Source organism: Paeniglutamicibacter sulfureus (assembly GCF_039535115.1).
GTDB lineage: Bacteria > Actinomycetota > Actinomycetes > Actinomycetales > Micrococcaceae > Paeniglutamicibacter > Paeniglutamicibacter sulfureus.
On record NZ_BAAAWO010000001.1, the window covers coordinates 1,834,437 to 1,861,378 of the forward strand.

Sequence of the window (26,942 nt, forward strand, 5' to 3'; positions counted from 1 at the left end):
GGGCCCTAGACTAAAACCATGTTCCGGATAATCACAGTGTCCACGGGCAACATCTGCCGCTCCCCCATGGCCGAGTACATGATTCGCACCGCGCTTGGCGATGCGGGAATCGTCGACGTCTCGGTCGAGTCCGCCGGCACCAGCGACGGCGAGGTGGGGAACGCGATCGACCCGCGGGCCGCCGCCATCCTGCAGTCCCACGGCATCAACGCCGAAGAGCACGTGGCGCGGGTGCTGGACCCCGCCATGATCACCGGTGTCGACTTGCTGCTGGCCATGGACCAGGATCACCTGGCGACGCTGGCAAAGATGCTGCCTACCGATTCCTCGGTGCCCCGGCCCGACTTGCGCATGATGCGCTCCTTCGACACGACCCTGGCCTCGGCCCCGGTCGAAGGCCAGGGCATTTATGATCCGTGGTTTGGCGACTCGGCGGACTTCCGCCTGTGCTGGCAAATGGTCAACGCCGCCATCCCGGGCGTTCTCGACTACGTGCGCGCACACATCATGCCCCAACGTGGCAACTAGCCCCGTACTGGTCCTTGGCATCGATGGAAGATCGGGCGCGGGAAAGAGCACGCTTGCCGCGGAACTTGCCACCGCGCTGCGCCGCCACCGCGAGGTAGCACTCTTCCACCTCGAGGACATCTATCCCGGATGGGACGGCCTGGAAGCCGGCACCCACGCCTATGTCACCCAGGTCCTTGCACCCCTGTCACGCGGCGAGGCCGCGGCCTGGAACAGCTGGGACTGGGCGGCAAGCACCCCCGGTCCGCGCTCCACGCTCTCCCCCGCACCCGTCGTGATCATCGAGGGCGTGGGTGCCGGCTGTGCCGCCGCCCGCGAACTGCTCGATGCAGTGATCTGGGTCCAGGTTCCCGATGCCACGCGCAAGGTCAGGGCGCTGGAACGCGACGGTGCGGTCTTTGCCGAGCATTGGGACCATTGGGCAGCCCAGGAAGAGGCGTATCTCGCCGCCGATGCGGTCCCCGAGAACGCCGATGTCACCGTGGAGAACCGGGCGGACGGAAGCGCCCCGGACCACGTGCTGCGCGCGCTGAAGGCCTTGCCCCGGTGTGCCCCGGCTCTCTCCCCCGAACGCACCGAGTCCGCGGCGCAAGCACCGTTGCACACCGCACTGCAGGCGGTCCCCGACGCAGCCGCACTCTTCGAAGCACTCTACGCCGAAGCCGGGCACGCGGTCCTGCTCGAATCCAGCAACCTGGGCTTCGCGGACCCGCGCCAACGCAACCGCTACTCCATCATGGCCGCTGCCACCACCGATCACTGCGCGGTCTATGAACAACGCGGCGCGGTGGGGATCTTGCGCGAGGGCACCGCCACGGCGCGGCTCGCGGGCGGCTTCTTCGACTGGCTCGCCCGCAGCTGGGATGCCGCCGGCTTCCTGCCGGCGCAGGGAGAGATTCCGTTTGTTCCCGGCTGGCTGGGCTTCCTGGGGTACGAACTCAAGCGGGAAACCGGCGGCAGCGACATCCGGGTGGACTCGCAGGTACCCTCTGGGCCGGCGGATGCCGCCATGATCAGGCCCTCCCAAGTAGTAGTCGTTGACCACCAGGCCTCCACGGTGCACCTGCTGTCCACCGCTGCCGCTGACGCCGAGGGCTTCTTCGGCCGCGTCCGGGAGCTGCTGCCACAGCTGCCGACCACCGCCGCCGTGCCCGCGCCGCTGGTCCCGGCACCCGCGTTCACCGCGCATGACGACCGCCCCGCCTACTTGGAAAAGGTCCGTGCCGCACAGGAACAGATCCGCCTGGGCAACAGCTACGAGGTCTGCCTGACCACGTCCCTGCGCGCGGAGGCGGTGCCCTGCGACCCGTGGGAGAACTACCTGCGGCTGCGCGCTGCGAACCCCGCGCCTTTCGCGCACTACCTGCGCTTTGGCGACATGGCAGCGGCCAGCACCTCCCCCGAGCGTTTCATGTCGATCGGTTCCGATGGCTGGATGCGCGCCGAACCCATCAAGGGCACCAGGCCGCGCGGTGACTCGCCCGAGGCCGACCTGGCCCTGGTCCGGGAGCTGGAAAGCTCTCCCAAGGACCGCGCCGAAAACATCATGATCGTGGACCTGTTGCGCAACGACCTGTCGCATTTCGCCGATCCCCGCACCCTCTCGGTGCCGCGGCTGTGCGCCATTGAAAGCTATGCGAGCGTCCACCAGATGGTCTCCACCATTGACGCCAGGCTGCGTCCCGGTGCCCCGCGCGCCGAGGCCATTGCCGCGGCGTTCCCCGCCGGTTCCATGACCGGTGCGCCAAAGGTCTCCACCATGGAGATCCTGGATGTGCTCGAGGACGGCAGGGCCCGCGGGCTGTACTCCGGGGCCGTGGGGTATTTTTCCGCCACCGGCGCCGCCGACCTGTCGGTCGTCATCCGCACCCTGGTCATGGGCAGCGCCGCTGCCCCCGGCACCTGGAACCTGTCCTTGGGCGTGGGCGGTGCCATCACCGCCGATTCGTCGCCGCAGGAGGAATGGGACGAGGTCAGGACCAAGGCCTTCGGCGTCCTCTCCGCGCTGGGCAGCGTATTCCCGGGACCTTGAACGGCCCCCCGCGCCCTCCTTCGGCGGCGCCGGGCTTACTGCAGGGTGGCTGAAAGCCGTGCCACGTTGTCGATCCACCGGTTCACCGGGGTGCGCCGGCTCCACGTCCCAAGGGTGAGCTCGGTCGAGTTGGCCCGGTAGATGTCCTGAACCTTCATCAGCTCACCGACCAGGTCCGCGCCCAGGAGCATCAGGGTGATCTCAAGGTTCAGCGAGAAGGAACGCATGTCCATGTTGGAGGACCCCATGACCACCACGTCGTTGTCCACCGCCATGCACTTTGAATGCAGGACCGCGGGGGCCTTGTAGAGGTAGATCCGCACCCCTGCCCGCAGCAGGGCTTCGTAGTAGGACTGCTGCGCGTGCTGCACCAAGGCCTGGTCGCCCTTCTCGCAAACGAAGAGTTCCACCGCCACCCCGCGCTGGGCGGCGGTGGTGATGGCATAGAGCAGCGAATCGTCGGGGACGAAGTAGGGGCTGGTGATGGAGAGGCGCTCGGTGGCCGAATAGATCAGCGTGTTGAACAGCCGCAGGTTGTTTTCCGACTCGAAACCCGGTCCGCTGGGCACCACCTGCCCCAGGTCCTCCCCGGCGTTCGGCGCCTCGGTCATCGCCTCTTCCACCACCGCCAGGTCGTTGAGCAGGTCCTCGTCGGATTCCTGGGACCAGTCGGTCGCGAAGACCACGTCCAGGCTGGTCACCAGCGGGCCGCGGATCTTGGCCATGAGCTCGACCCATTCCCGCCCGAGCTTGTGCGCGCTGCTGCGCTTGTATCCGGGCTCGATGAGGTTTTGGCTGCCGGTGAAGGCCACCTGGCCGTCCACCACCACGATCTTGCGGTGGTTGCGCAGGTCCGGGCGCCGCCACCTGCGCTGGAAGGGCGCCAGCGGAAGCATCCGCCGCCACTTGATGCCCGCGGCGCTCATCCGCCGCACCAGGGAAAAGTAGCCCCTGACGCGCAACGAGCCCAGGTGGTCAAAGAGCACCCTCACCTTGACCCCGCGCGCCACCGCCCGCTCCAGGGCCTCCAGGAACGGGGCGACATACTGCTCGTCGTCGCCGATGATGTAGAACTGCACGTGCACGTAGCGCCGGGCCCTGTCGATTTCCCGGCGCATCTCATCCAGGGATTCCTTGTAGCCGGTGATGAACTCCACCGCGTTGCCGGCCTGCAGCGGCAGCGCGCCCAGCCTCCGGTTCAGCTGGACCGCAGAGAGCACCCAGTCCGGGGCATCGGGCGCCGAGGTGTCCCCGCTCAGGTGCTGGGTGGCTTCGAGGATCGACGCGTTGACGCGGCGCTGGCGTTCGATGCGGCGCCGCGACAGCTTGATGTTGGCAAAAAGCAGGTAGAGCAGCAGGCCCGCCACGGGCAGGAAGAAGATGGCCAGGAGCCACGCCATCGCGGTGGTCGGGCGACGGTTGCCCGGAACGATGCCCACCATGGTGATGCGGATGGTGAGCTCGATGCCCACGGCGATCGACCACAGGGCTGCACCAATCTCCAGTGCGTCGTTGCCTGCGTCCATGGATCCCTCCTTGCCAGAGCCGGATTCCCGGCCATACCCCAGACTACCGCCCGCACGGCGCACACCGGAGAACCACTTTCGCGGCGGTAATCTGGTAGCCATGACTGCACTTGTGTTCCTTGACAGCGATTTTCCCGCCGGCCGCATCGCCGATGCCGCAACCGCACAGCTCTCGGTCCTCGACCAGGGAGTGACGCGCGGGGACGGGATCTTCGAATCCGCGTTGTACTCCCGCGGGGTCGTGCGCAAGCTCGACGCCCACCTGGCACGGATGCGCGTCTCGGCCTCGACGTGCGACTTGTTGATCCCGCACGAGGAGGACTGGCGCACGGCGATCAAGACGGCCGTGGCAGCATACGATGCCGAGTCCCCCAGCGAGGAAGCCGTCGTGAAGCTCGTGGCCACCCGCGGCACCGAGGGCACCGGGCACGGCACGTCCTGGGTCATGGTCTCCCCCGCCCCGGAGCTGGGACGGAAGCAGCGCGAGAGCGGGGTCTCGGTGATCTTCCTGGATCGCGGCTACGACTCGCGGGTCGCCGAGCGCGCCCCGTGGCTGCTGATGGGCGCCAAGACGCTGTCCTACGCGGTGAACATGGCAGCGTTGCGCCATGCCAGGAAGCTGGGCGCCGATGATGTCATCTTCGTTTCCAGCGACGGAATCGTCTTGGAGGGCCCGACGTCCACGGTGCTCATGGCACACCGTGACGGGGACACCAAGCGGCTGATCACCCCGACCCTGGAAACCGGCATCCTTCCCGGCACGACCCAGGGCGCCATCTTTGCCGCCGCGCGGGAAGCCGGGTGGGAACTGGGCTACGGGCCGCTGACCCCGCAGGACCTGCTGGCTGCCGAAGGCCTCTGGCTGGTCTCCAGCGTGCGGTTGCTGACCCCGGTGAACTCCATCGACGGCACAGCCATTGCCCGCGACGCCGGGCTGCACGCCGAGCTCACCGCGATGGTCGACGCCATCGCCTAGGGGGGCGCTTGCCCGCAACCACGACCCCGACAGACCCCCCAAGGATTCGAGACACGCCCCCATGCAAGAGCTGTTCCAGCTGGTGCCTGCCGCCTACGTGGTGCTGCGCCGCGGCAACCGGGTGCTGCTCCAGTTGCGCCAAAACACCGGCTTCATGGACGGGCACTGGGCCTGCGCCGCTGCCGGCCATGTCGAGGCGGGGGAATCGGTGGAAGCCGCGGCGGTGCGCGAGGCCGCCGAGGAAATGGGATTGCGCGTGGATCCGCGGGACCTGCTCCCGCTGACAACCTTGCACCGCGCCAACGGCGGGGATTCGCCGCGCGCCCAGCGCGTGGACTTCTTCTTTGCCGTGTCCCGCTGGGCCGGGGAACCGAGCATCATGGAGCCGGAGAAGTGCGGGGCCATTGCCTGGTTCGATCTGGACAAGCTGCCCGACCCCATGCCGGAGCATGAACGCTACGTGCTGCAAAACCTTGCGGCCGGCACGTTGCCGGCCATCGCCTCGCTGGGCTTCACCGAGTAGCCCGGAGCACCCAGGGAAACAAACGGGGCCTTGCCCGTGCCCATCGCAAGATGCACCCGGGCAGGGCCCCGTCGTGTCGTTGGCTTGGCTAGCTCCAGACCAGGTTCCATGTTCCCAACGTGACGGCCGCCCAAGTGGCCGCGGCACCCAGCAGCAGGCCCGCGGCGACGATGACGGCATCCCGCCGCCCGTAGACAGAGGTCCGGAGCCAGGTCCGGGCATTGGTCCCGAAGCCCTTGGCTTCCATGGTCACCGCCAGCCGCGAGGCCCGGCGGATGGCCTGGACCAGCAGCCCGAAGACCTGTCCCAGGTTCGCGCGTAGCCGCTGCCCCGCCGAGCCCCGGCTGCCCACGCCGCGGGCGCGCCGGGCCATGCCCAGCGTGGTCCACTCCTCAATCAGCAACCCCAGCAGGCGCATGCCCGCCAGCGCCCCGAGCACGAAGCGGTGCGGAAGCCGCGCCTTCTGCGCCAGCGCGTTGGCCAGGTCCGTGGGGTCGGTGGTGAACAGCACCAGCACCGCCGGGATGGCAATCGCGAAGGCCCTCAGGCCCGTGGCGGCGCCGGCAGCCAGCGAACCCTCGGTGATGTCGAAGATGCCCAGGTCAAGAAGAACCGCGCCGGAATCGTTGCCCACCAGTGCGGTGCCCCAGGCCCCGAAGAGCGCCGCGAGCAGCAGCGGCCAGCCGCGAGCCAGGAAGCGCGGGATCGACAGCCCCGCCAGCGGCAAGGCCAGGAAGGTCGCCATCACCACCAGGGCGCTGCTGACCCAGTCCATGGAGGCCACCAGCGGGATCGTTGCCAGCGCCACCGCGGCGAGCTTGGCCAGGGGGTTGGCCCTGCCCAGGAAGCTGGCCCCGCCGCGCGCATCGGCCTCCAGCAACCCGGGCCGGACCGCGACGCCGGGTTCGCCATGCGCGGTCCCCGGGCTCTCGAGGACAAATTCGCCGGCACCGAGGGCACGGGCGAAATCCACGTCGTGGGTCACGGCGATGATTGCCGTGCCGCGCTCCAGTTCCTCGCGCAGCAACAACGCCAGCTCCCGCCAGGTGTTGGCGTCCTGGCCGAAGGTCGGCTCGTCAAGGATCAGGATCCGCGGGCCCGAAGCCAGGACCGTGGCCACCGAGAGACGTCGCTTCTCACCGCCCGAAAGCGTGAAGGGGTTCGCCTCGGCAAGATGTCCCAGCCGCAGCCGCGACAGCAGCGTTTCGACCCGTGCCTCGATCTCCCCGTCCGTGAACAGCGGTTCCCGGGTGCCGGGCTTGACCGCGTGGGCAGGCCCGAAGGCCAATTCCTCGCGGACCGTGTTGGTGACGAATTGGTGCTCCGGTTCCTGGAACACCGAACCGATGCGTCCCACCAGTTCGGTGGCGCGCCAGTGGTAGGGGCGGGCCTCGGAGCCGGCAGCCAGCTCCCCGGTGGCCAGCACGGTGCCGGAGGCCTGTGGCAGCAAGCCCCCGAGCGTCAGGGCGAAGGTCGACTTGCCCGAGCCGTTGGCCCCGCGCACGCACCAGGCCTCGCCGGCCGCGACGCGCAGGTCAAGTCCCCCGGCAGCGATTGATCCGCCGCGCTTCCGGGTGACCGCCAGCTCCTTGGCCTCGAGCAGCAGTGCGCCGCCATCCGTTGCGGCGGGCCGCACGTGGATCGACGGGGTGTATCCGGGGACCCAGACCCCGGCGGAGATCAGTTCCTCGCGCACCTTCCCGGGCCCGAAGAGCTCGTCGGGGGTTCCGTCGTGGGCGATGCCGCCGCCCGGTTCCAACACGATGACCCGGTCCATGTGCGGAGCCCAGGCCTCCAGGCGGTGTTCGACGATCAGCAGGGTCGCCCCGGTGGCATCCAGCGCCGCCAGCACCGCGTCGCGGACCTCCAGCACGCCGTCGGGGTCGAGGTTCGCCGTCGGCTCGTCCAGAAGGACCAGCCCCGGGCCCATGGCAAGGATCCCGGCGAGGGCCAGGCGCTGTTTTTGTCCGCCGGAAAGTGCGGCGGTGGGGTGGTCCAGCGGGACATCGAGGCCCACGGCATCGAGGGCATCGATGATGCGTTGGGCGATCTCTTCCGGCGGCACCGACAGGTTTTCGGCACCGAAAGCAGTGTCGTCCCCGACCCGGGCCTGGACGACCTGGGTTTCGGGATCCTGTTGCATGAGCCCGACCAGACCGCGGCCCTGGGCCGAGGGGATTCCGTCCAGCAGCAGTTCGCCGGAGGAATAGGCCTCGTCGTCCTCGTGCAGGACCCCCGCCAGGGCATAGAGCAGCGTGGATTTGCCGGCGCCCGAAGGACCGGCCAGGAGCACGCGTTCCCCGGCGCGGATATCCAGGTCAAGGCCGCGGAGCGCCGGCTGGGCGCGGTCGGCATGCCGCCAACCCCAGTTGCGGGCGCTGACCGAGACGGCCGTGGCCACCCGGCGGCCGGTGTCCGGGGCGCCGGCTTCACGGTCCAGCATCGAAGGTGATGTCATGATGGCTGCCGCGTCCTAGAGGATGGCTTCGGCGGCCGCCTTGCGGCTGGCCAGGGCGCCCAGGGCACCGGTCTTGGCCAGGGCGCGGGTGGCCAGGAAGGACAGCAGCCCGGCAATGACGATGCCCGAGATGGTCATGAACGCGATGTAGGAGAAGAGCATGCCGGTGGTGTATTCAGGGAACCAGCGGAAGATAAAGGTGTCGTTGACGCTGCCGAAGAGCCCTGCCGCGCCTCCGGCCAGCAGTGCCACGGGAAGGTTGAACTTGCGGTAGCGGAACGCGGCGAACACCAGTTCAGCGCCAAGGCCCTGGATCAGGCCGGAGGCCAGGACGGTCAGCCCGAATTCGGAGCCCATGAGTGCCGAGACCATGGCGGCGACGATTTCGCAGAAGAGTGCGGCACCGGGCTTGCGGATGATCAGCGCGCCGAGCACCGCAGGGAAGAGCCACATGCCCGAGACCAGGGAGGCGGAGGGCGGGAAGGCCAGGAACAGGAAGTCAAGCAGGTGGTGGGTGCTGTTCCAGGCCCAGAAGATGACGCCCGAGGACACGGCGATGACGGCCGCGATGACGATGTCAACGACACGCCAGGACGAGGTTGCCGGCTTGTGCCCGGCGGGCTGGTTGGTGGTGCTCATGGTGGTGATCCTCCTTGGATACAAGGAGGGGAGGGAAAACGCTACTTTGAACGCACCCCTGAGAACTCGACTTCCTTCGCCGGTACTAGCCGGGGCAGGTTCGAGGGTCTGCGGCTATCCGCACTCTCAGCGTCTTGGTGCGAATTTCTTCGCACGACGCTCCCCTGTCGTGATTGTTTCAGTCCTATGATGCTACCTCACGCTATGCTGGGGCAGGTACCGTTGCCCGCAACATTTGGGAGTCCCCTTGAACAGCTTGATGAAACTCATCGGCCCAGCTATCTCGATCGCCGCCGGTTTCCTGGGTGGAAAAATCGTCGACAAGGCCTGGACCGGTTTCACCGGCCGGAAGCCGCCGAAGCATGGCAACGCGGAAGCGCAGGCCGAGGCCAGCCTGCGCCAGATCATTGGCTTCGCCGTCCTGTCGGCCACGACTGCGGCCCTGATCCAGGTGTTCACCGACCGCGGCACCCAACGGGCCCTTGCCCGGTTCGCCAAGAAGGCCTGACACCACAAACGCTTCAGGGGCCCACGGATATCCCGTAGGCCCCTAAGCGTTTCCGGCGATCCTCCGCGCCTCGCGGGCAGGGTTTGGCGCCGCGGGAGTTAGTCGATGAAGTCGGTGCGGTCCCGGGGCTGGCCCTTGCCGTGTTCTTGTTCCTCGCGCTGGGCCGCGGCTTCGACGACGGCGGCCAGTTCGTCGGCCACGAGTGTCTCGCGCTTGAGGTGCCGCGTCCGGTATCCGGCGCGTCCCACCATGTGCGCGGAGACCGGCGCGGTGAGCAACTGCAGCAACCAGGCCAGGACCAGCACCGGCAGCACCGCCCAGGAACGCAATTCCAGCCCGAGCGCAGCCAGCAGCAGGAACAAACCCAGCACCTGCGGCTTGGTTGCCGCGTGCAGGCGCGAAAGCAGGTCCGGGAAGCGCAGCATGCCGATTCCGGCGGCCAGGGACATCAGGCAGCCGACGATCATGAACGTCCCGGCAATGATGTCGATGATGGTGTCAAGCATCAGGCGTTTCTCCGATCCGTGACGAAGCGGGAAACGGTGACCGAACCCACGAATCCGACCAGGCACGCCAGCAGCACGAAGACCAGGTTGTTGGTGTGCCGGTTGACTGTCATTTCCACGCAGAGTGCCGCGGAGATGATCAGCAACAGGACATCGGTGGCAATGACGCGTTCCAGGATGGACGGGCCCATTGCCAGCCTGACGATGGCCAGGCAGGCGGCAATCGAGAGCGTGATGCCGCAGATCCACAGGACGATGATCATGAGGTTGCTCCGTCTTGGTTGTTCGTTGCCTTTGGTTCGGCGTTCAGCGCGGCCAGTTCTTCCTTGGTGCCCATCATGCGGATCAGCCGTTCCTCGATCAGCAAGACGGCCGCCCTGGCCTTCTCCACGCCGGCCTGGTCGTTGACGTTGAGCACGTGCAGGTACAGCGTGGAGGACCTTCGGTCCACCTCGACGACATAGGAGCCGGGCACCAGCGTCAGCACGTGGCCCACGAAGGTGGCCAGCAGATCGGACTCGGTGCGCAGCGTGACGGTGATGACGGCGCTGGTGGTCCGCGGCCCGCGGAATATCGCCAGGAACATGACCTCGAAGCTGGCCCGGGTGATGTCGCGCAGGAAGGCGAGGATGAAGACGACTGCACGCCAGATGTTGAAGCGTCCCGAGAGGATGATCGGCGGCAGGCGGAAGACCCGCACCAGCAGCAGCGAGATCAGCAGCCCGAAGACCAGGTTGCCGACGGCGAAGTCCTGCCAAAGCGCGCCCCACACCAGGGTCATGCCGATCAGCAGCGGGATTTCCTGGCGCAGCGTGGAGCGTTGGCGATGGCCGCTCTCGTCCTTGGCGTCGACCAGTCGTTGTTCCGGACTCATCGTGCCTGCCCTTCTCCGGTGCCGAGGACGGCCTCGATGTAGTTGCCCTTGTCCAGCATTTCCATGGCCACCCTGTCGGTGAAGTCGAAGAGCGGTCCGGCAAACACCGTCAAGGCCACGCCCACCAGCACCAGGGCGGCGGTCATGGCGACCATGCCGTTGGGCAGCAGGGCTGCGTTGCCGCGGTCGGAATAGCGGCTTGCCGGCTCGTCCGCGACGATGTCGTAGGTGGCGCCGCGCGCCGCGGAGACGCCCACCAGCAGCAGCGGGTCAGGGTCCGTGGCGTCCTCGGCATTGCGCCAGAAGGCCCTGTTCCAGATGCGGGCGACGGCCAGCAGGGTCAGCAGCGAGGTCAGCAGGGAGACTCCCACCAGCGCCCAGGCCATCGGGGTGCCCAGCTCGGCACCTCCCTGGACCAGCCCCAGCTTGCCCAGGAAGCCGGAGAACGGCGGGATGCCGCCGAGGTTCATGGCGGGGACAAAGAAGAGCAGGGCCAGCAGCGGGGAGAGTTTCGCGAGGGAACCGAGCCGGTCGATGTTCGAGGTTCCGGCGCGGCGCTCAATGAGCCCCGCCACCAGGAACAGCGAGGTCTGCACCACGATGTGGTGGGCCACGTAGTACACGGTGGCGCCGAGTCCCAGCTGGTTGCCCACGGCCACGCCGAAGATCAGGAAGCCGATGTGGCTGGTCAGCGTGAAGGAAAGCATTCGCTTGATGTCGGTCTGCGCCACGGCACCGAGGATTCCCACCAGCATGGTCAGGCCGGCGACGACCATCAGCGCGTCGGAGAGCCGGTCCCCGGGGAAGAGCAGGGTCTCGGTGCGGATGATGGCGTAGACGCCCACCTTGGTCAGCAACCCGGCAAACACGGCGGTGACGGGCGCGGGCGCGGTGGGGTAGGAGTCAGGGAGCCAGAAAGACAGCGGGAAGACCGCTGCCTTGATCCCGAAGGCCACCAACAGCATCACATGCAGCACCGTCTGGGTGCCAGGGGAAATCTCCGGCAGCTTTTGTGCCAAATCGGCCATGTTCACGGTGCCGACGGCCGCGTAGATCATGCCGATGGTGATCAGGAACAGCACCGAGGAGGTCACCGACACCACCACGTAGGTGGTTCCCGCGCGGATGCGCGCAGTGGTGCCGCCCAGGGTCAGCAACACGTAGGAGGCGGTCAGCAGGATCTCGAAGCCCACATAAAGGTTGAACAGGTCCCCTGCGAGGAAGGCGTTGGACACGCCGGCCACCAGGATCAGGTAGGCAGGGTGGAAGATCGACACCGGCCCGTCCTCGTCCCCGTCGGCCATGCCCTGGCTGGTGGCGTAGAGCAGCACCGCGAGGGAGACGATGGTTGAGACCACCAGCATGAAGGCGGAGAACCCGTCGACGACCATGGAGATTCCGAAGGGCGGCGCCCAGCCGCCCAGGGTGACCGAGTAGGTCCCGCCGTTCCAGACCGTGGCCAGCATCCAGGTCTCAAGGATGAGGGTGAACACCAGGACGCCAATGGTCACCGCGCGCTGGGTGCGGCGCTTGCGGCGCAGGATGAAGGCCAGGGCCGCGCCGAAGATCGGCAGGGCCACGGCAAGCGGGGCAAAGGAAACGGCGCTCAGTGGTGCGTCGATCATGCGCCGGGCCCCTTGTCGGTGGTGGTGTCAGTTGGCACGAAGTCGTCCCCCTCGAATTCGGTGGTGTCTTCCGGCACCGGCGAGTCTTCCTCGAAGTCGAAGGTCGACTGCTGGGAGACGCGAAGGTCCTCGACGTCGTCGGCAACCACGTCGGCCCGGGAAATCACCCAGGAGCGGTAGATGATGCCCAACATGAACGCGGTCACCGCAAAGGTGATCACGATGGCCGTGAGGATCAGCGCCTGCGGCAGCGGGTCGCTGTATTGTTCCGGGCCCAGCGCCGACTGGTACAGCGGGGCCTCGCCGCGGCGTCCGCCGGCGGAGAGGATCAACAGGTTCACCCCGTTGCCCAGCACCACGATGCCCAGCAGCACCCGGGTCAGCGAGCGTTCGAGCAGGAGGTAGATCCCGACGGCAAAAAGTACGCCCATCACTATGAGCAAGGTGATATTGGTGCTCAACGTCCCACTCCCGTCTCCGCGTCGGAAACCATGTCATGTGTGTCGGTGGGGCTGCGGCCCTCGGAACGGTCGTCGATTTCCGAGCCCAGGGAACGGAGCACGTCGATGACCAGCCCGACCACCACCAGGTAGACGCCGATGTCGAAGATCGTCGAGGTCACGAACTTCTGCTCCCCGAAGAGCGGCCAGGTGAATTCGATGGCGGCGGAGGTGAACATCTGGGCGCCGAAGAGCAGCGGTGCCGCCGCGGTGAGTGCCGCGAGCCCCAGCCCGGTGCCCATCAGCGTTCCCGGGCTCACCGGCGTGGCCTCGGCCAGTTCCACCCGGCCGCCGGCCAGGTAGCGGATGGCCAGGGCCAGGCCGGCCAGCAGGCCGCCGGCAAAGCCGCCGCCCGGGGTGTTGTGCCCGGCCAGCAGCAGGTACACCGAAGCCAGCAGGATGGTGTGGAAAACCAGCCTGGTGACCACCTCGAAGGTGATGGAGCGTCGCTCGGGGGCCAGCGTATGGCCTGCCACCAGCCAGGAGTCCTTCTTGGAGATTGCGAAGTTCCGCGCCACGGCAAGTCCCGCACGGCTCTGGTCGCGTCCGCCGATGGCCTCCGAGCCGTGGTCCACCGAACCGTGGGGCACCGCGGAGACGCGCAGCCGTTTGTCTCCGCGACCGCGCACGAAGATCAGCGAGGCGACGCCGGTGGCGGCGGCCGCGAGCACGGTGATCTCGCCGAAGGTGTCCCAGGCACGCATGTCCACCAGGGTCACGTTAACGATGTTCTTGCCCGCCCCGCCGACGTAGGCCAGCTCCGGGTAGGCCAGCGAAATGGGGTCGGCCACGCGCGAGGCCATTGAGGTGGCGGCGATGTAGATCATCGACGCACCGAAGCCGATGCCGATCAGCGCGCGGCCCAGCCGATGGCCGGTGGGGTTCTTGGCCCACAGTTCCACCGGCAGGGCACGCAGTGCCAGCACGAAGGCCACCAGCACGATGGTTTCCACCAGCAGCTGGGTGATGGCCAGGTCTGGCGCTCCCTGTAGCGCGAAGATCGCCGCCATGCCGTAGCCGCTGACCGAAACCATCAGCACGGCCAGGAAGCGCCGGTTGGCCTGAACTGCCCCGATGGCGCCGACAATCATGATCAGGCCGATAACCATCTGGGCGGGATGGTCAAAGGCGATGAAGTTCCCCGGGTCCGGGGTGCTGAGCATGATGGCGACCGAACTTGGCAGCAGCAGCGCCACCAACAGGATCACTACGAGGTAGAAGGACAGGGAACCACGCTGGGTGCGGCCGGTGAGCCAGATGGCCAGGTTGTCCACGCCGCCGACGGTGTATTTGTAATCGCGTTCGGCATCGAACACCGCGGGGACCTTGGCCTGGAAGGCAAAGACCTTTTCACGCGCCAGGAAGAGCAATGCACCGACCACCATGGTCAGGGCCGTGAGTCCCAGCACCGGGGTGAAACCGTGCCAGAGTGCCAGGTGGATGGGGGTCTGGGCGGGCTCGAACAACCCGATGTACGGGGCAATGGCGCCCTCAAGGACCTGCGGGATCCAGGCGAATGCGACGGTGGCGGCGGTCAGGACGAGCAACGGCGTCAGGAACAACAGCGGCACCTTGGGGAAGGCGGTCGGTGCCATGCCTGGCTTCGCTGCAAATCCGCCCCAGAGGAAACGGGCCGCATAGGCGAAGGTCATCATTGACCCGGCCACCACGCCGATGAACAGCACCATGCCGGCTGTGCCATGGCCCTGGGCGTATTCCAGGAGGGACTCGTAAACGGCTTCCTTGGCCACGAAGCCGTAGAGCGGCGGGAACCCGGCCATGGAGGCCGAGGCAATAGCCGCGACCGTAAAGAGCAACGGCGAGGACTTGTAGAGCCCGGAAAGCTGGTGGACATCGCGCGTACCGGATTTGTGGTCGATGATGCCCACGATCAGGAAGAGCGTGGCCTTGAAGAATCCGTGGGCCAGCATCATGGCCAGGCCCGCCAGCGCCGCGTTGGGGGTGCCTACGCCCATGATCAGGATCAGGAAGCCCAGCTGTGAGACGGTGCCGTAGGCCAGCAGCAGTTTGAGGTCGTGTTGCTTCAGCGCGCGCCAGCCGCCGATGAGCATGGTGGCAAGGCCGAGCCACAGCAGCATCGGTTGCCAAAAGGCGGTTTCACTAAAGCCGGGCGCCAACCGCGCAACCAGGTAAATGCCGGCCTTGACCATGGCTGCGGCGTGGAGGTAGGCGGAGACCGGCGTCGGTGCGGCCATCGCACCGGGCAGCCAGAAGTGGAAGGGAACCAACGCGGACTTCGAGACGGCCCCGATCAACACCAGGGCAATGGCCACGTCGATGTAGGTGCCCAGGGCGGTGAGGTCCGGTGCCATTGCCAGGATCTCGGAGATGCGATAGGTTCCGGCGGCATTGCCCAGCATGATCAGCCCGGCCAGCATGGTCAGGCCGCCAAAGGTCGTGACCATCAGCGCGGTGAGGGCCGAACGTCGGGCGCTCATACGGGTGCGGTTGAAGCCGATCAACAGGAACGACAGGATCGTGGTCAATTCCCAGAAGACGAACAGCAGAAGCAAGTCGTCGGCGGTCACCAGGCCGAACATTGAGGCAGCGAAGGCGAGCAATTGGGCACCAAAGGCGGCTGTGTGCGGATCCTCGTTCTTGAAATAGCGTGCGCAATAGAACAGCACCAGGGCACCGACTCCCAGCACCAGAACGCACATCACCGCGGCAAGGGCATCCATCCGGAAATCGAGATGGGCGTTCAGCGGACCGATCCAGCTATAGAGCTCGGACGGCGGTGCATTGGGGCCGCCGCTGGCGACGGCCTGTTCGGACTGGGTGAATGCCGGGAAATTCGCCAGCAGCCAGACGAAGGCCAGCGCCGGAGCCGCGGCCAGGACATAAAACGTTGACCGGCCCAGATATCGAAAAATCAAAGGTGCAATTCCCGCAACGGCAAAAAGCGCAATCAGGACAAGGAGCACACGTATCTCCTATGGTCGGCGGGCCAGTGCACTGGCAGCAAAACGGTCAAAAAAGTCTCCTTCATCCTAACAGCCGGCATGCCCTTGCCCGGCGATTTGACTCGTGATTCAGCTGATGAAATCTTGCGGAATAATGCGTCATTTCAGATTGTTAAAGATCCGTCGCACAATGATTCATTTCGCGGCACGCCACGATGCATTTATCCGAGGCATCCCCGTTGTTGGTTCGATGCGGCTACGATGCACCCATGAGCGAGTTTCCCGCGGCACCGTCGGCCTCGACCGATCGGCAACGTATTATCACCAAACCCGTCGTGGCGTGGGCTTCATGGGATTGGGGTTCCGCGGCCATCAACGCGGTGATGATCACTTTCGTCTTCACCGTCTACCTGACCAGTGATCTTTTCGGAGACACGGATGCCAACTCGGTGGTCCTGGGCAACGGACTGGCCATCGCCGGCGTGGCGATCGCGCTGCTGGCCCCGGTGACGGGATTGCGCTCGGATGCCGGCGGACGCCGCCGTTTCTGGCTCGGAGTGAACACGATAATCGTCGCGGTGCTCACCGCGGCCTGCTTCTTCATTTTCCCCGAACCGCGCTTCCTGGTCCTCGGAGTGACGCTCATTGCGCTGGCTTCGGTCTTTGCCGAGTTCGCGACGGTGAACTACAACGCAATGATTCCGCAGATTTCCACCCCCGCGACCATCGGCAAGGTCTCGGGCTTTGGCTGGGGCATGGGCTACCTCGGCGGAATCCTGGCGCTGGCCATTGTCTTGTTCACGCTGGTGACCCCGATCTTCCCATGGGCCGGTGCCTCCGAGACCGATGCCCTGAACCTGCGACTGGTCGCGGTGTTCTCCGCGGTGTGGTTCCTGGGCTTCGGGCTACCGGTGCTCTTCGCGGTGCCGGAGATCCCGGGGGAACCCGGCGGGCCGCGCTTCACCATCCTGCAGTCCTACGCCGAGCTGTGGCGAAGGGTCGTTGCCTTGGCCCGCAAGGACCGCCACACCGTCTTTTTCCTGCTCGCCAGCGCCGTCTTCCGTGACGGGTTGGCGGCGGTGTTCACCTTCGGCGGCATCATCGCCGCCGGAACCTTCGGGTTCCCGTTGCAGCAGGTGATCATCTTCGCCATCGTCGGCAACGTCGTCGCTGCCTTCGGCGCCATGGTGGGTGGGGTGCTCGATGACAAGATCGGACCCAAGCGCGTGATCATCGCCTCGCTCATCGGGTTGCTCGTGGCGGGTCTGGGTGTCTTCCTCTCCCCCGGTGCCTCCGGGTTCTGGGTCTTCGGTCTGCTGCTCTGCCTGTTCGTCGGGCCTGCCCAGTCCTCCAGCCGCGCGTTCCTGGCCCGGCTGGCCCCCGCGGGGCAAGAGGGCGAACTCTTTGGCCTCTATGCCACCACCGGCCGCGCGGTCAGCTTCCTGGCCCCGGCATTGTTTGCCGCGTCGATTGCCCTGGCGGCCCCCCACGTTGCCGAGGCCCAGCGCTATGGCATCCTGGGCATCCTGGCCGTGCTCCTGTTGGGGTTGCTTCTGCTGATCCCGGTGCGGGCACCGGGCCACGGGCCGGTCCCCCTGGACCGTGGCCCCTGAGCGGCGTTGATGGTTGTATGGGAGCCATGAGCACCCATACACCAGTGACAGTGACAGTGACCGGCGCCGGAGGGCAGATCGGGTATGCGTTGCTCTTTCGGATCGCCTCGGGTGCCATGTTCGGGCAGGAGGTTCCGGTCAGGCTGCGGTTGCTGGAAATCCCGGCCGGCCTGAAATCTGCGGAGGGCACCGCCCTGGAGTTGCAGGATTGCGCCTTCACCACCCTGGACTCGGTCGAGGTCACCGACAATGCCGCCCGCGCCTTCGCCGGCACCAATGTTGGGTTGCTGGTCGGCGCCCGGCCCCGCGGCCCGGGCATGGAACGCGGGGACCTGCTCTCGGCCAATGGCGCCATCTTCGGCCCCCAGGGGGCGGCAATCAACACCGGCGCCGCAGACGATGTGAAGGTCCTGGTGGTGGGCAATCCAGCGAACACCAACGCGTTGATTGCCGCCGCCCATGCGCCCGATGTCCCAGCCGAACGCTTCACCGCGATGACCCGCCTGGACCACAACCGTGCGCTGGCCCAGTTGGCCGGCACCCTGGAGGTTGGGGTGGGTTCGATCAGGAATGTCGTCATTTGGGGCAACCATTCGGCATCCCAGGTTCCCGATGTCTCCCACGGCGTCCTCGTCGGGGAGGACGGCACCCAACGCCCGTTGCCCGATGCCCTGGCCGAAGCCCTTGGCGGTGCCGGCAAGGTGGCCCCATGGCTCGATGAAACCTTCATTCCCCGGGTGGCCAAGCGCGGGGCGGAGATCATCGACGTGAGGGGCTCCTCCTCGGCGGCCTCCGCAGCGGCGGCGGCCATCGACCACGTCCGCGACTGGGTGCAGGGAACCGCCGGTTCCTGGACATCGGCGGCCATCCGCTCCGACGGCTCCTATGGCGTCCCGAAGGGGCTGGTCAGTTCCTTCCCGGTACATGCCCGCGACGGCGCCTGGGAGATCCAGCAGGGACTTTCGATGGCCGCGGACGTGCGCGCCCGCATCGACAGGTCGGTCAAGGAGCTCGAAGAGGAACGCGACATGGTCAGGTCCCTGGGACTGGTCTAACGGGGGCTGTCCGAGAAAGGAAATGGCCAGTGGAGCAAAGAGCGGTCTTGCAGATCGACGGGCTGGAGGTAGCGGTGCGCGATGCCGTCAGGGAGGACCTTCCGGCACTTTTGGCCCTGTTGGCCGACGATCCCCTGGGAGCGACCCGTGATTCGTCCCCAGACGCCGATTCAGCGCCTTATCTAGCAGCCTTGGCGGCAATCGACAGCGATCCGGCGCACCGACTACTGGTGTGCGAGAGCGCCGGGCAGGTTCTCGCCATGTTACAGCTGTCATTTATCCCGGGGCTTTCGCGCCGCGGGGCTTGGCGCGCCCAGATCGAGGCTGTTCGCACCCACGCGGACTTCCGCGGCCGCGGCTTGGGCAGGAGCTTTTTGACGTGGGCCATCGAGTACGCGCGCAACCGTGGCTGCGCGCTGGTGCAGTTGACCACCGACAAGAGCCGCGCGGATGCCCACCGCTTCTATGAGGGCCTGGGCTTCATCGCTAGCCACGAGGGCATGAAGCTGGTTTTCTAGTAACATTCCCACCCGGTGCCCTGGCCCGCATACGCGTGCGGGCCCCGGGGAATCGGGGCCCGCAGGCGTATTGGCCGGTCGCCCGGCTACCTAGTTTTCCAGGGTGGTCCTGTGGAAGTTCAAGTGGCTGCGCGACGCCGTGGGGCCGCGCTGGCCCTGGTAGCGGTTCCCGTAGGCCCCGGAACCATACGGGTGCTCGGCCGGGGAGGAGAGCTTGAAGAAGCACAACTGCCCGATCTTCGAGCCCGGCCACAGCTTGATGGGCAGGGTCGCCATGTTCGACAGTTCCAAGGTCACGTGTCCGGAGAATCCGGGGTCAATGAAACCGGCGGTGGAGTGGGTCAGCAATCCAAGTCGTCCCAGTGAGCTTTTGCCTTCAAGCCGGGCGGCAATGTCGGTGGGCAGGGTGACCGTTTCATAGGTGGATCCCAGGACGAATTCGCCCGGGTGCAGGATGAACGGCTCGTCCGGCTCGACTTCCACCAGTCGGGTCAGCTCGGGCTGGTCCGTGGCCGGGTCGATGTGGGCGTACTTGTGGTTGTCGAAGAGACGGAAGAACCGGTCGATCCTCACGTCCACGCTTGCCGGCTGGATCATCGCCGGGTCGAAGGGGTCCAGCTTTATACGTTCGGACGCCAGCTCGCGTCGAATATCACCATCAGAAATCAGCACAGTACCCAAAATATCCCATTTGTCCCGCGGTTCCGGCATCGAAGACGCGGGCGGATTGCCGGCGGCAGGGTGGCCGCGGCCGCGAATCGCAAATCAGTGCCCGGCAGACATGGGCAGAACCACGGGGTCTGCAGTTATCCTGAAAGGGCTCCATCCAGCTTTTTCCCCGAAGGGACATCGTGTCTTTGTTTCGTGGCGGCATCCCCGCCATCTTGTTAGGCGTCAGCCTGGTGCTGGCGGCCCCGCTCGCCGCGCTGGCTGCACCCGCGGGACCCGCAGCTGCGACGGTCCGTGCCGAAAAGCCGCGGAAGGCACCGACCACCGATGAACTGACGAAGGACCAAGACTCGTACCTGGCGCTGGTCAGCCGGGACCACCCCCTGGATCCGGCGAACTACAAGCCCAAGGACCTGCGCACGATTTCCGGGACCGGACTGGAACTGCGCCAGGATGCGGCCACCGCACTCGAAAGCCTGCTCAAGGCCGCACGCAAGGATTCGCAGTCGCTGAACGTGCTCAGCGCCTACCGCTCCTACGACCGTCAACTTGCGCTGTTCAATGGATACAAGGCCCGCTACGGGACAGACTATGCCACGCGGATCTCGGCACCTGCCGGCACCAGCGAGCACCAGATCGGGCTCGCGGCTGACATCGGCATGAGCAGCGGCCGGTGCGATCTCAAGGCCTGCTTCGGAGACACGAGTGGCGGAAAATGGCTAGCCGCCAACGCCGCTGACTTTGGATTCATCATTCGATACCCGGCCGACGGTGAAAAGGTGACCGGCTACAAGTACGAGCCATGGCATCTTCGTTTTATCGGCGTGGACCAGGCAAAGGCCATGGAAAAGTCCAAGTCCGTCACCTTTGAACAATTCCATGCGGCTCTGCTGAAGGCTTCGAAGGTCAAGACGCCCACCGCGGCCGAGATCAAGAAGCAGCGTGAGGCACTGCTGATCCTCCGATTCCTTCCGCCCTACCGCGACTGGTCGATCGGCTACGACTTCGCCCGCTAACGAATAGGCGCTGCACATCAGTTGCCGCGCCGCGCCAGATGATTTTGGCGATCCGCCGTTGGGCTGACGCCCCCACACTGCGAACCAAAAAGGCATCGGCAGTCCGGGTTTGAATCCGAACCACCGATGCCTTTTGGAATCTTCCTGCCGCGGCCTACTTGGTGCGGATCGGAAGGCCCGTGAAGGTCGGCTTCGAGGTTTCGGAGAAGAAGTCGTTGCCCTTGTCATCGACGACGATGAACGCAGGGAAGTCCTCGACCTCGATCTTCCAGATGGCTTCCATGCCGAGCTCCTCGTATTCGAGCACCTCGACCTTCTTGATGCAGTCCAAGGCCAGGCGGGCGGCCGGGCCGCCGATGGATCCCAGGTAGAAACCGCCGTGGGTGTTGCACGCATCGGTGACCTGCTTGGAGCGGTTGCCCTTGGCCAGCATCACCATGGAGCCGCCGGCTGCCTGGAACTGCTCGACGTAGGAGTCCATGCGTCCGGCCGTGGTCGGGCCGAAGGAACCCGAGGCCATGCCTTCGGGGGTCTTGGCCGGGCCCGCATAGTACACCGGGTGGTCCTTGAGGTACTGAGGCATTTCCTCGCCGGCATCCAGCAGGTCCTTGATCTTGGCGTGCGCGATGTCGCGGGCCACCACCAGCGGGCCGGAGAGCGAGAGACGGGTCTTGACCGGGTGCTTGGTCAGCTCGGCCAGGATCTCATCCATTGGCTTGTTCAAATCGATCTTCACCACGGAGGAACCGCCGGTGCCGGAGACGCCGCTGGTTTCATCGTCGTGCGCTGCGATCGCCGGGTGGTCGGACTCGGGCATGAAGCGCGCCGGGTCGGTTTCCAGCTGTTCCACGAAGACGCCCTCGGGGGTGATCTTCGCAAGCATCTGGCGGTCGGCCGAGCAGGAGACGGCGATGGCCACCGGCAGCGAGGCGCCGTGGCGCGGCAGGCGCACCACGCGCACGTCGTGGCAGAAGTACTTGCCGCCGAACTGGGCGCCGATGCCGAAGTTGCGGGTCAGTTCAAGGACCTGCTCCTCCAGCTCGGTGTCGCGGAAGCCACGGCCGGTCATCGCACCGGTGGTCGGCAGGTTGTCCAGGTACTTGGCCGAACCGTATTTGGCGGTCTTCAGTGCGAATTCGGCGCTGGTGCCGCCGATGACGATGGAGAGGTGGTAGGGCGGGCAGGCGGCGGTGCCCAGCGAGCGGAGCTTCTCATCGAGGAACTTCAACATCGCGTTCGGGTTCAGGATGGCCTTGGTTTCCTGGTAGAGGAAGGACTTGTTGGCCGATCCGCCGCCCTTGGCCATGAACAGGAACTTGTACTGGTTCTCGTGGCCCGGCTCGGTGTCCGCATACAGTTCGATCTGCGCGGGCAGGTTGTTGCCCGTGGACTTCTCTTCCCACGTGGTCAGCGGGGCCAGCTGCGAGTAGCGCAGGTTCAGCGTGGTGTAGGCGTCGTAGATGCCCTTGGACAGGTCCTTCTCGTCCGGGCCCTGGGTCAGCACCTGCGAACCGCGCTTGCCCATGACGATCGCGGTTCCGGTGTCCTGGCACATGGGCAGGACACCGCCGGCGGCGATGTTGGCGTTCTTGAGCAGGTCAAGGGCGACGAACTTGTCGTTGGGGCTGGCGTCCTCGTCATCGAGGATGTTGCGCAGCTGCTGCAGGTGCGCCGGGCGCAGGTAGTGGGAGATGTCGTGCAGCGCGGTGGTGGCCAGCTTCTGCAGGGCCTCGGGGTCGACCTCGAGGTACGTTCGGCCGCCCGGCCCCTCGATGGTGCGGACACCATCGGTGGAAATCTGGCGGTAGGTGGTCTCGTCCGCCCCGATGGGCAGGAGGTCTTCGTACTGGAATTCGGGCATGAGGCTTCCTCGCAAAAGATTCAAAACGTTTCCCACCAGTTTAGGACGGTTGGGCGAACAACCAGACATCGGGTTGCGCCGACGGGCGCAATGTAGACATGCTTGGGGGCATGAGCGAAGAGAACCCGCAAGCCAAGTCCACCAATGGCACCGACGACATCCAGGCGGCGCTGGGCATTGAACCGACCGTCACCGGCAACGAACCGGCGACCCATTTTGAAATGATGATCCGGGCCGCGCAGAACGACCCCGCCCTCAACGGCCAGGTCATCGCGACCCTCATGAATTCCGAGGTGTATTTCCTCAGCCGCGAGGAAGTCAGCGGCGAAGCCCGCAACGCCCAGCCCATGGTCCTGCAGAACGCCGCGGGCGAGCCGGTGATTGCCTTGTTCACCCATCTGGCCCGCATTCCCGGCGCCTACATCGATGTCGCCCCTTACGGCGTCCAGGTCCTCGGCGGGACCGTCGTCAGTTCGCTGCAGGACACCGGCTTGGTCATCAACCCCGGTCACGAGCTGTGCCTGGAGATCGACGCCGCCGGGGTGAAGACCATTCGCGAGGAATTCAACCTCGACGGAACGCCGAAGGACCCCTCGAAGTAGGGGTCGCGAACACCCCGCGCATCACCCCCGAAACCCGGCCTCCTTTCGCGTTCCGGGAGGTCTAGAGTGGGAGCATGGATTTTGAAGATACGTCGTTGCCCGGTCTCGGCGTCCGTCGCGAAATAATCCTCGCGTCCGGGCGCCGGGTCGGCGTGGTGATCCTGCGTGATGGATCGATGCAGTTGATCATTTCCCAGCGCGACGACCCCGATGCCTGTGCCGCGTCGATTCCGTTGAGCGTTGAGGAGGCCGGGGCCATCGGCGCCATGCTCGGTGCCCCGCAGCTGGTGACCCAGTTATCGGACCAGCACCGCGACTTGCCCGGTGTCAACACCCAGCAATTCGTGTTGAGCCATGAAAGCCCCTACGTGGACCAGACCCTGGGCGACACCCGCCTGCGGACCCGTACGGGCACCTCTGTTGTCGCCATTTCCCGCAGCGGGAAGGTCTTCCCCTCCCCCGCTCCTGATTTTGAACTCAATGTGGGTGACGTTCTGGTCATTGTCGGAACCGCCGCAGGTTTGGAAAAAGCAGCGCACCTGATCAACAACGGCTAAGGGGAGGTGCGCGGAACATGCACGGCACCGCTCTAATACTCGTTGAGCTCGGCGCCGTCTTCTTGGGGCTTGGCCTGTTGGGGCGCCTGGCAGCGAAAATCGGCATGTCACCGGTTCCCCTGTACCTACTCGGCGGCCTGCTCTTCGGAAGCGGGGGCGTGGTCAACCTTGCCGGCATCTCGGAGTTCGGGGAGGTTGCCAGCGAAATCGGCGTGATCCTGCTACTGCTCATGCTGGGCCTGGAATACACCGCCCGCGAACTTGTCACCGGACTGAAAGGTTCCTGGGTCGCCGGGGTCGTCGACCTGGTCCTGAATTTCACTCCGGGTGCGGCCTTGGCCTTGATCATGGGCTGGGGCGTTACCGGAGCCTTGGTCCTTGGCGGGGTCACCTACGTGTCGTCCTCCGGAATCATTGCCAAGGTGCTCTCCGACTTGGGCAGGTTGGGCAACCGCGAGACTCCGGTGGTGTTGTCCGTCCTGGTGCTCGAGGACCTGGCCATGGCAGTCTACCTGCCGGTGCTCACCGCCACCTTGGCAGGACTCGGATTCCTGGGCGGGCTGCGTGCAGTGGGTATTGCCATGGGCACCATCACATTGGTATTGCTGGCGGCGCTGCGCTTCGGGCCGCAGATTTCAAGGTTGATCCATTCCTCGGACCGGGAAAATTTCCTGCTTAAGCTCATTGGCGCCGCGCTGCTGGTTGCGGGTCTGGCCTCAGCGTTGCAGGTCTCTGCTGCGGTCGGCGCTTTCATGCTCGGTATTGCCATTTCCGGATCAACCGCACATTCGGCCACCAAGGTCCTGGAGCCGCTGCGCGACCTTTTCGCTGCCATGTTCTTCGTGGTCTTCGGCCTGAACACCGATCCATCGAGCATTCCCGCGGTCTTGCCCATGGCCATCTTGTTGGCCATTGTCACCTCGCTGACGAAGGTGGCCACCGGAGTATGGGCGGCGAAGCGGGCCGGGATCGGGATCCCCGGCCGGGTTCGCGCCGGCGTCGCCTTAATTGCCCGGGGTGAGTTTTCCATTGTCATCGCCGGACTGGCAGTTGCCTCCGGTGCGGTTACCGGGGAACTAGCCGCCTTGGCAACCGCATACGTGTTGTTGTTGGCGGTCTTCGGACCGGTCGCCGCCCGCCTCGCCGAGCCCCTGGCCAGGCCGTTCTTGCCCAAACCTTCGCAGGCACCCGACGCCGCATTTTGACGCGCCCGACGTTCCCGATTAGGTTTTGGCACCCCACCTTGGGATATGCTGTTTTAGCCCGGGACGCCATTAGGCTTCCCGGAGCTTCGCGGGCGTAGCTCAATGGTAGAGCGCCAGCTTCCCAAGCTGGACACGCGGGTTCGATTCCCGTCGCCCGCTCGCTATGACATTGGGACCCGGCCGGCGGCCGGGTCCCAATGCGTTAAGCGCACCCCCGGTGCGGTGAAGGAACAGCGGAAAGAGGGAATCCGAAGGCTTATGAACGGCGTGCTCTCTGGTTTTGCCGTGGTCTGGACCGTCATTGCCGTGGGGTACTTCGTCGGACGCACGGGTGTCCTGGGCGAAAACGCGCGCTATGTGCTGAACCGGCTCACCTTCTTCGTGGCCAGCCCAGCTTTGTTGTTCACCACGCTCGCCGATTCGGACCCCGCTTCGGTGCTCGGCCCCTTCCTGGGCGTTGCTGCGATTTCCTCCCTGGCCACCGCCATCGTCTTCGTGCTGGTTACCCGATGGTGGCTGCGGCGCGACCTGACCGAGTCGACCATCGGCGCGATGAGCGCCTCAACAGTGAACTCGGCAAATCTCGGCCTTCCGATTGCCCTCTACGTCCTGGGCGACATGGCCCATGCGGCACCCGTTATCCTGTGGCAGCTGGCCCTGTTCTCCCCGGTATGCCTGGCCATCCTGGACGCCAGCACGTCCAGGCACCGGACCACCGTGTTTTCCATGTTGGTCCAGACACTGAGGAACCCGATGATTGTCGGTTCCCTGGCCGGATTGGTGTGCGCGCTCTTCGACGTGGAACTTCCCCAGCCGCTCGCCGACCCGATAGAGCTGATTGCCGGTGCTTCCATCCCGGCCATGCTCATAGCCTTCGGCATTTCCTTGGTAGGCTCCAAGCCGCTCGAGGCTTCCGGCGGGCGTCGAGCCGATACGCTGTTGGCCACCGGCATGAAATTGTTCTTCCAGCCCGTTGTCGCCTGGGTGCTTGCCGTGTGGCTCTTTAGGCTGGACAGCCACGCGGTGTTTGTTGCGGTGATCATGGCCGCCTTGCCCACAGCCCAAAATATCTTCGTGACTGCCTCTCGCTACGAGCGCGGCGTCGTGCTGGCCAAGGACACCGTCCTGCTCACCACCATCGTCGCCGTGCCGGCGATGATGCTTGTTCCCCTGCTGTTGACCTGACTTCACCGAACGGCCGGGTCAGACCTTGCCTCGACGCGTGCGGCAATATAGGGGCTTATGCGAGCCCCACCTCCGTGTTAGCGTCAGAGCAAGGTTCATCCTGCCACGAGTGCGGATCCCTATCCCGGGGTGCCGCTCCCCCTTCGGCGAGTGAACGATTGTCATCGAAAGGACCGTTTCCATGAAGCGTCAAATTATCGCGCTAATGACCACCGCATTGCTCGCCTTGACGGTCACCGGCTGCAGCGGCTCCTCCGAGCCATCCGGATCACCGGCCGCCAGCGGAACCGCGACCGGTTTGACCCTCCAACAGGTCCAGGATGCAGGCGTCCTGAGGGTCGGAACGGAGGGGACCTACAAGCCGTTTTCCTTCCATGAGGGCGGAACCGGTCCGCTGACCGGATTCGATGTGGAAATCGTGACGGCCGTAGCCCAGAAGCTGGGTGTGGAGCCACAGTTCGAGGAAACCCAGTTTGACGGGATCTTCGCCGGTCTCGAGGCCGGACGCTTTGACGTCATTGCCAACCAGATTTCCATCACTCCCGCGCGCGAGGAGGCGTACGATTTCTCCAAGCCATATACCGTGAGCAGCGGTGTTGTCGTGACCCAGGCGGGGAACACCGATATTGCGTCTTTCGAGGACCTGAAAGGCAAGTCCACCGCACAGTCGCTGACCAGCAACTGGTACCAGCTGACCAAGGATGCCGGGGCGAACGTCCAAGCCGTGGAAGGGTGGGCACAGGCCATCACGCTGCTGAAGCAGGGCCGTGTGGACGCCACTGTCAATGACAAGCTGACCTATCTGGATTCACAGACCACCAAACAGGACGACGGCATCAAGATCGCCGCCGAAACAGCCGACAAGTCGCTCAGTGCCATGGCCTTCCGCAAGGGTAGCGGCGACCTGGTCGAGGCAGTCGACAAGGCCTTGGATGAACTCTCGGCCGACGGAACGCTATCGAAGATTTCCGAGAAGTACTTCGGAGCAGACGTCACCAAGTAATTTCCGGCAGTGTCGCGGGCCGCACCCCAGTGGCCCGCG

The 26,942-nt window shown here is 65.7% G+C and carries 25 protein-coding genes, 1 tRNA gene and 1 riboswitch; of the genes, 15 read left to right on the forward strand and 11 right to left on the reverse strand.

Features of this window, described 5'->3' with window-relative positions; translation table 11 throughout:
* Window positions 1-36: 36 nt before the first annotated feature.
* Window positions 37-528 (forward strand): low molecular weight protein-tyrosine-phosphatase, encoded by a 492-nt coding sequence (locus tag ABD687_RS08380; RefSeq protein ID WP_344760982.1) that lies wholly within the window; start codon window positions 37-39, stop codon window positions 526-528.
* Window positions 518-2,560: a chorismate-binding protein gene (locus ABD687_RS08385; RefSeq protein ID WP_310292142.1), complete on the forward strand. Its 2,043-nt coding sequence runs from the start codon at window positions 518-520 to the stop codon at window positions 2,558-2,560. The genes ABD687_RS08380 and ABD687_RS08385 overlap by 11 nt, the downstream gene beginning before the upstream one ends.
* 35 nt (window positions 2,561-2,595) lie before the next feature.
* Here ABD687_RS08385 and cls read toward each other — a convergent pair whose 3' ends face one another.
* A complete protein-coding gene (gene cls, locus ABD687_RS08390; RefSeq protein ID WP_264270371.1) occupies window positions 2,596-4,086 on the reverse strand; it encodes a cardiolipin synthase in 1,491 nt (496 codons plus the stop codon).
* A 100-nt stretch (window positions 4,087-4,186) separates the two neighbouring features.
* Between cls and ABD687_RS08395 the strand changes: the two genes are divergently transcribed.
* Window positions 4,187-5,062, forward strand: a complete 876-nt coding sequence (locus tag ABD687_RS08395; protein WP_302264904.1) for an aminodeoxychorismate lyase — start codon at window positions 4,187-4,189, stop codon at window positions 5,060-5,062.
* A gap of 61 nt (window positions 5,063-5,123) precedes the next feature.
* Entirely contained in the window at window positions 5,124-5,585 is a 462-nt protein-coding gene (locus tag ABD687_RS08400) for an NUDIX domain-containing protein (RefSeq protein ID WP_310292140.1), read from the forward strand.
* A gap of 88 nt (window positions 5,586-5,673) precedes the next feature.
* On the opposite strand, the gene ABD687_RS08405 is transcribed toward ABD687_RS08400, so the two are convergent.
* Entirely contained in the window at window positions 5,674-8,043 is a 2,370-nt protein-coding gene (locus ABD687_RS08405; RefSeq protein ID WP_377700292.1) for an ATP-binding cassette domain-containing protein, read from the reverse strand.
* Window positions 8,044-8,058: 15 nt separating this feature from the next.
* Window positions 8,059-8,682: an ECF transporter S component gene (locus tag ABD687_RS08410; protein ID WP_302264902.1), complete on the reverse strand. Its 624-nt coding sequence runs from the start codon at window positions 8,680-8,682 to the stop codon at window positions 8,059-8,061.
* 54 nt (window positions 8,683-8,736) lie between these two features.
* Window positions 8,737-8,858: riboswitch (TPP riboswitch) on the reverse strand.
* 71 nt (window positions 8,859-8,929) lie between these two features.
* Here ABD687_RS08410 and ABD687_RS08415 point away from each other — a divergent pair.
* Window positions 8,930-9,190 (forward strand): DUF4235 domain-containing protein, encoded by a 261-nt coding sequence (locus tag ABD687_RS08415; protein ID WP_264269959.1) that lies wholly within the window; start codon window positions 8,930-8,932, stop codon window positions 9,188-9,190.
* A gap of 98 nt (window positions 9,191-9,288) precedes the next feature.
* On the opposite strand, the gene mnhG is transcribed toward ABD687_RS08415, so the two are convergent.
* The 6 genes from mnhG to ABD687_RS08445 are packed head-to-tail and all read right to left on the reverse strand — an operon-like array spanning window position 9,289 to window position 15,640.
* The gene (gene mnhG, locus ABD687_RS08420) at window positions 9,289-9,696 is read right to left on the reverse strand and encodes a monovalent cation/H(+) antiporter subunit G (protein WP_302264900.1); all 408 of its coding nucleotides are present in this window, start codon (window positions 9,694-9,696) and stop codon (window positions 9,289-9,291) included.
* Window positions 9,696-9,959: an MrpF/PhaF family protein gene (locus ABD687_RS08425; RefSeq protein WP_264269961.1), complete on the reverse strand. Its 264-nt coding sequence runs from the start codon at window positions 9,957-9,959 to the stop codon at window positions 9,696-9,698. Before ABD687_RS08425 ends, mnhG begins: the two co-directional genes overlap by 1 nt.
* The gene (locus ABD687_RS08430; RefSeq protein WP_310292137.1) at window positions 9,956-10,570 is read right to left on the reverse strand and encodes a Na+/H+ antiporter subunit E; all 615 of its coding nucleotides are present in this window, start codon (window positions 10,568-10,570) and stop codon (window positions 9,956-9,958) included. The genes ABD687_RS08425 and ABD687_RS08430 overlap by 4 nt, the downstream gene beginning before the upstream one ends.
* Window positions 10,567-12,195: a Na+/H+ antiporter subunit D gene (locus tag ABD687_RS08435; protein WP_302264896.1), complete on the reverse strand. Its 1,629-nt coding sequence runs from the start codon at window positions 12,193-12,195 to the stop codon at window positions 10,567-10,569. The genes ABD687_RS08430 and ABD687_RS08435 overlap by 4 nt, the downstream gene beginning before the upstream one ends.
* On the reverse strand, window positions 12,192-12,656 hold the full coding sequence (locus ABD687_RS08440) for a Na(+)/H(+) antiporter subunit C (RefSeq protein WP_264269964.1): 465 nt from the start codon (window positions 12,654-12,656) through the stop codon (window positions 12,192-12,194). Before ABD687_RS08440 ends, ABD687_RS08435 begins: the two co-directional genes overlap by 4 nt.
* Window positions 12,653-15,640 carry a Na+/H+ antiporter subunit A gene (locus ABD687_RS08445; RefSeq protein ID WP_310292135.1) on the reverse strand — a complete coding sequence of 996 codons (2,988 nt, stop codon included), beginning with the start codon at window positions 15,638-15,640 and terminating at the stop codon, window positions 12,653-12,655. Before ABD687_RS08445 ends, ABD687_RS08440 begins: the two co-directional genes overlap by 4 nt.
* A gap of 248 nt (window positions 15,641-15,888) precedes the next feature.
* On the opposite strand from ABD687_RS08445, the gene ABD687_RS08450 reads away from it, so the two are divergent.
* From ABD687_RS08450 to ABD687_RS08460, 3 genes are read left to right on the forward strand one after another with little or no spacing between them, the layout of a single operon-like run.
* Window positions 15,889-17,232 carry an MFS transporter gene (locus ABD687_RS08450; RefSeq protein WP_310292133.1) on the forward strand — a complete coding sequence of 448 codons (1,344 nt, stop codon included), beginning with the start codon at window positions 15,889-15,891 and terminating at the stop codon, window positions 17,230-17,232.
* A gap of 26 nt (window positions 17,233-17,258) precedes the next feature.
* On the forward strand, window positions 17,259-18,287 hold the full coding sequence (locus tag ABD687_RS08455; RefSeq protein WP_310292131.1) for a malate dehydrogenase: 1,029 nt from the start codon (window positions 17,259-17,261) through the stop codon (window positions 18,285-18,287).
* Window positions 18,288-18,316: 29 nt separating this feature from the next.
* Window positions 18,317-18,805: a GNAT family N-acetyltransferase gene (locus ABD687_RS08460; RefSeq protein WP_264269968.1), complete on the forward strand. Its 489-nt coding sequence runs from the start codon at window positions 18,317-18,319 to the stop codon at window positions 18,803-18,805.
* A gap of 90 nt (window positions 18,806-18,895) precedes the next feature.
* On the opposite strand, the gene dcd is transcribed toward ABD687_RS08460, so the two are convergent.
* On the reverse strand, window positions 18,896-19,477 hold the full coding sequence (gene dcd, locus ABD687_RS08465; RefSeq protein ID WP_264269969.1) for a dCTP deaminase: 582 nt from the start codon (window positions 19,475-19,477) through the stop codon (window positions 18,896-18,898).
* 179 nt (window positions 19,478-19,656) lie between these two features.
* Between dcd and ABD687_RS08470 the strand changes: the two genes are divergently transcribed.
* A complete protein-coding gene (locus ABD687_RS08470; protein WP_310292128.1) occupies window positions 19,657-20,490 on the forward strand; it encodes a M15 family metallopeptidase in 834 nt (277 codons plus the stop codon).
* Between the two features lie 154 nt (window positions 20,491-20,644).
* On the opposite strand, the gene ABD687_RS08475 is transcribed toward ABD687_RS08470, so the two are convergent.
* The gene (locus ABD687_RS08475; RefSeq protein ID WP_264269971.1) at window positions 20,645-22,351 is read right to left on the reverse strand and encodes a fumarate hydratase; all 1,707 of its coding nucleotides are present in this window, start codon (window positions 22,349-22,351) and stop codon (window positions 20,645-20,647) included.
* A 110-nt stretch (window positions 22,352-22,461) separates the two neighbouring features.
* On the opposite strand from ABD687_RS08475, the gene ABD687_RS08480 reads away from it, so the two are divergent.
* The 6 genes from ABD687_RS08480 (at window position 22,462) to ABD687_RS08505 (ending at window position 26,903) form a co-directional block, all read left to right on the forward strand.
* Window positions 22,462-22,953: an SseB family protein gene (locus ABD687_RS08480; protein WP_264269972.1), complete on the forward strand. Its 492-nt coding sequence runs from the start codon at window positions 22,462-22,464 to the stop codon at window positions 22,951-22,953.
* Between the two features lie 74 nt (window positions 22,954-23,027).
* Window positions 23,028-23,510: a cation:proton antiporter regulatory subunit gene (locus tag ABD687_RS08485; protein ID WP_302264888.1), complete on the forward strand. Its 483-nt coding sequence runs from the start codon at window positions 23,028-23,030 to the stop codon at window positions 23,508-23,510.
* Window positions 23,511-23,527: 17 nt separating this feature from the next.
* The gene (locus tag ABD687_RS08490) at window positions 23,528-24,715 is read left to right on the forward strand and encodes a cation:proton antiporter (RefSeq protein WP_264269974.1); all 1,188 of its coding nucleotides are present in this window, start codon (window positions 23,528-23,530) and stop codon (window positions 24,713-24,715) included.
* Window positions 24,716-24,803: 88 nt separating this feature from the next.
* A tRNA-Gly gene (locus ABD687_RS08495) sits at window positions 24,804-24,874 on the forward strand.
* Window positions 24,875-24,982: 108 nt separating this feature from the next.
* Window positions 24,983-25,900: an AEC family transporter gene (locus ABD687_RS08500; RefSeq protein WP_344760983.1), complete on the forward strand. Its 918-nt coding sequence runs from the start codon at window positions 24,983-24,985 to the stop codon at window positions 25,898-25,900.
* 181 nt (window positions 25,901-26,081) lie between these two features.
* The gene (locus ABD687_RS08505) at window positions 26,082-26,903 is read left to right on the forward strand and encodes an amino acid ABC transporter substrate-binding protein (RefSeq protein ID WP_310292122.1); all 822 of its coding nucleotides are present in this window, start codon (window positions 26,082-26,084) and stop codon (window positions 26,901-26,903) included.
* The last annotated feature ends 39 nt before the right edge of the window (window positions 26,904-26,942 follow it).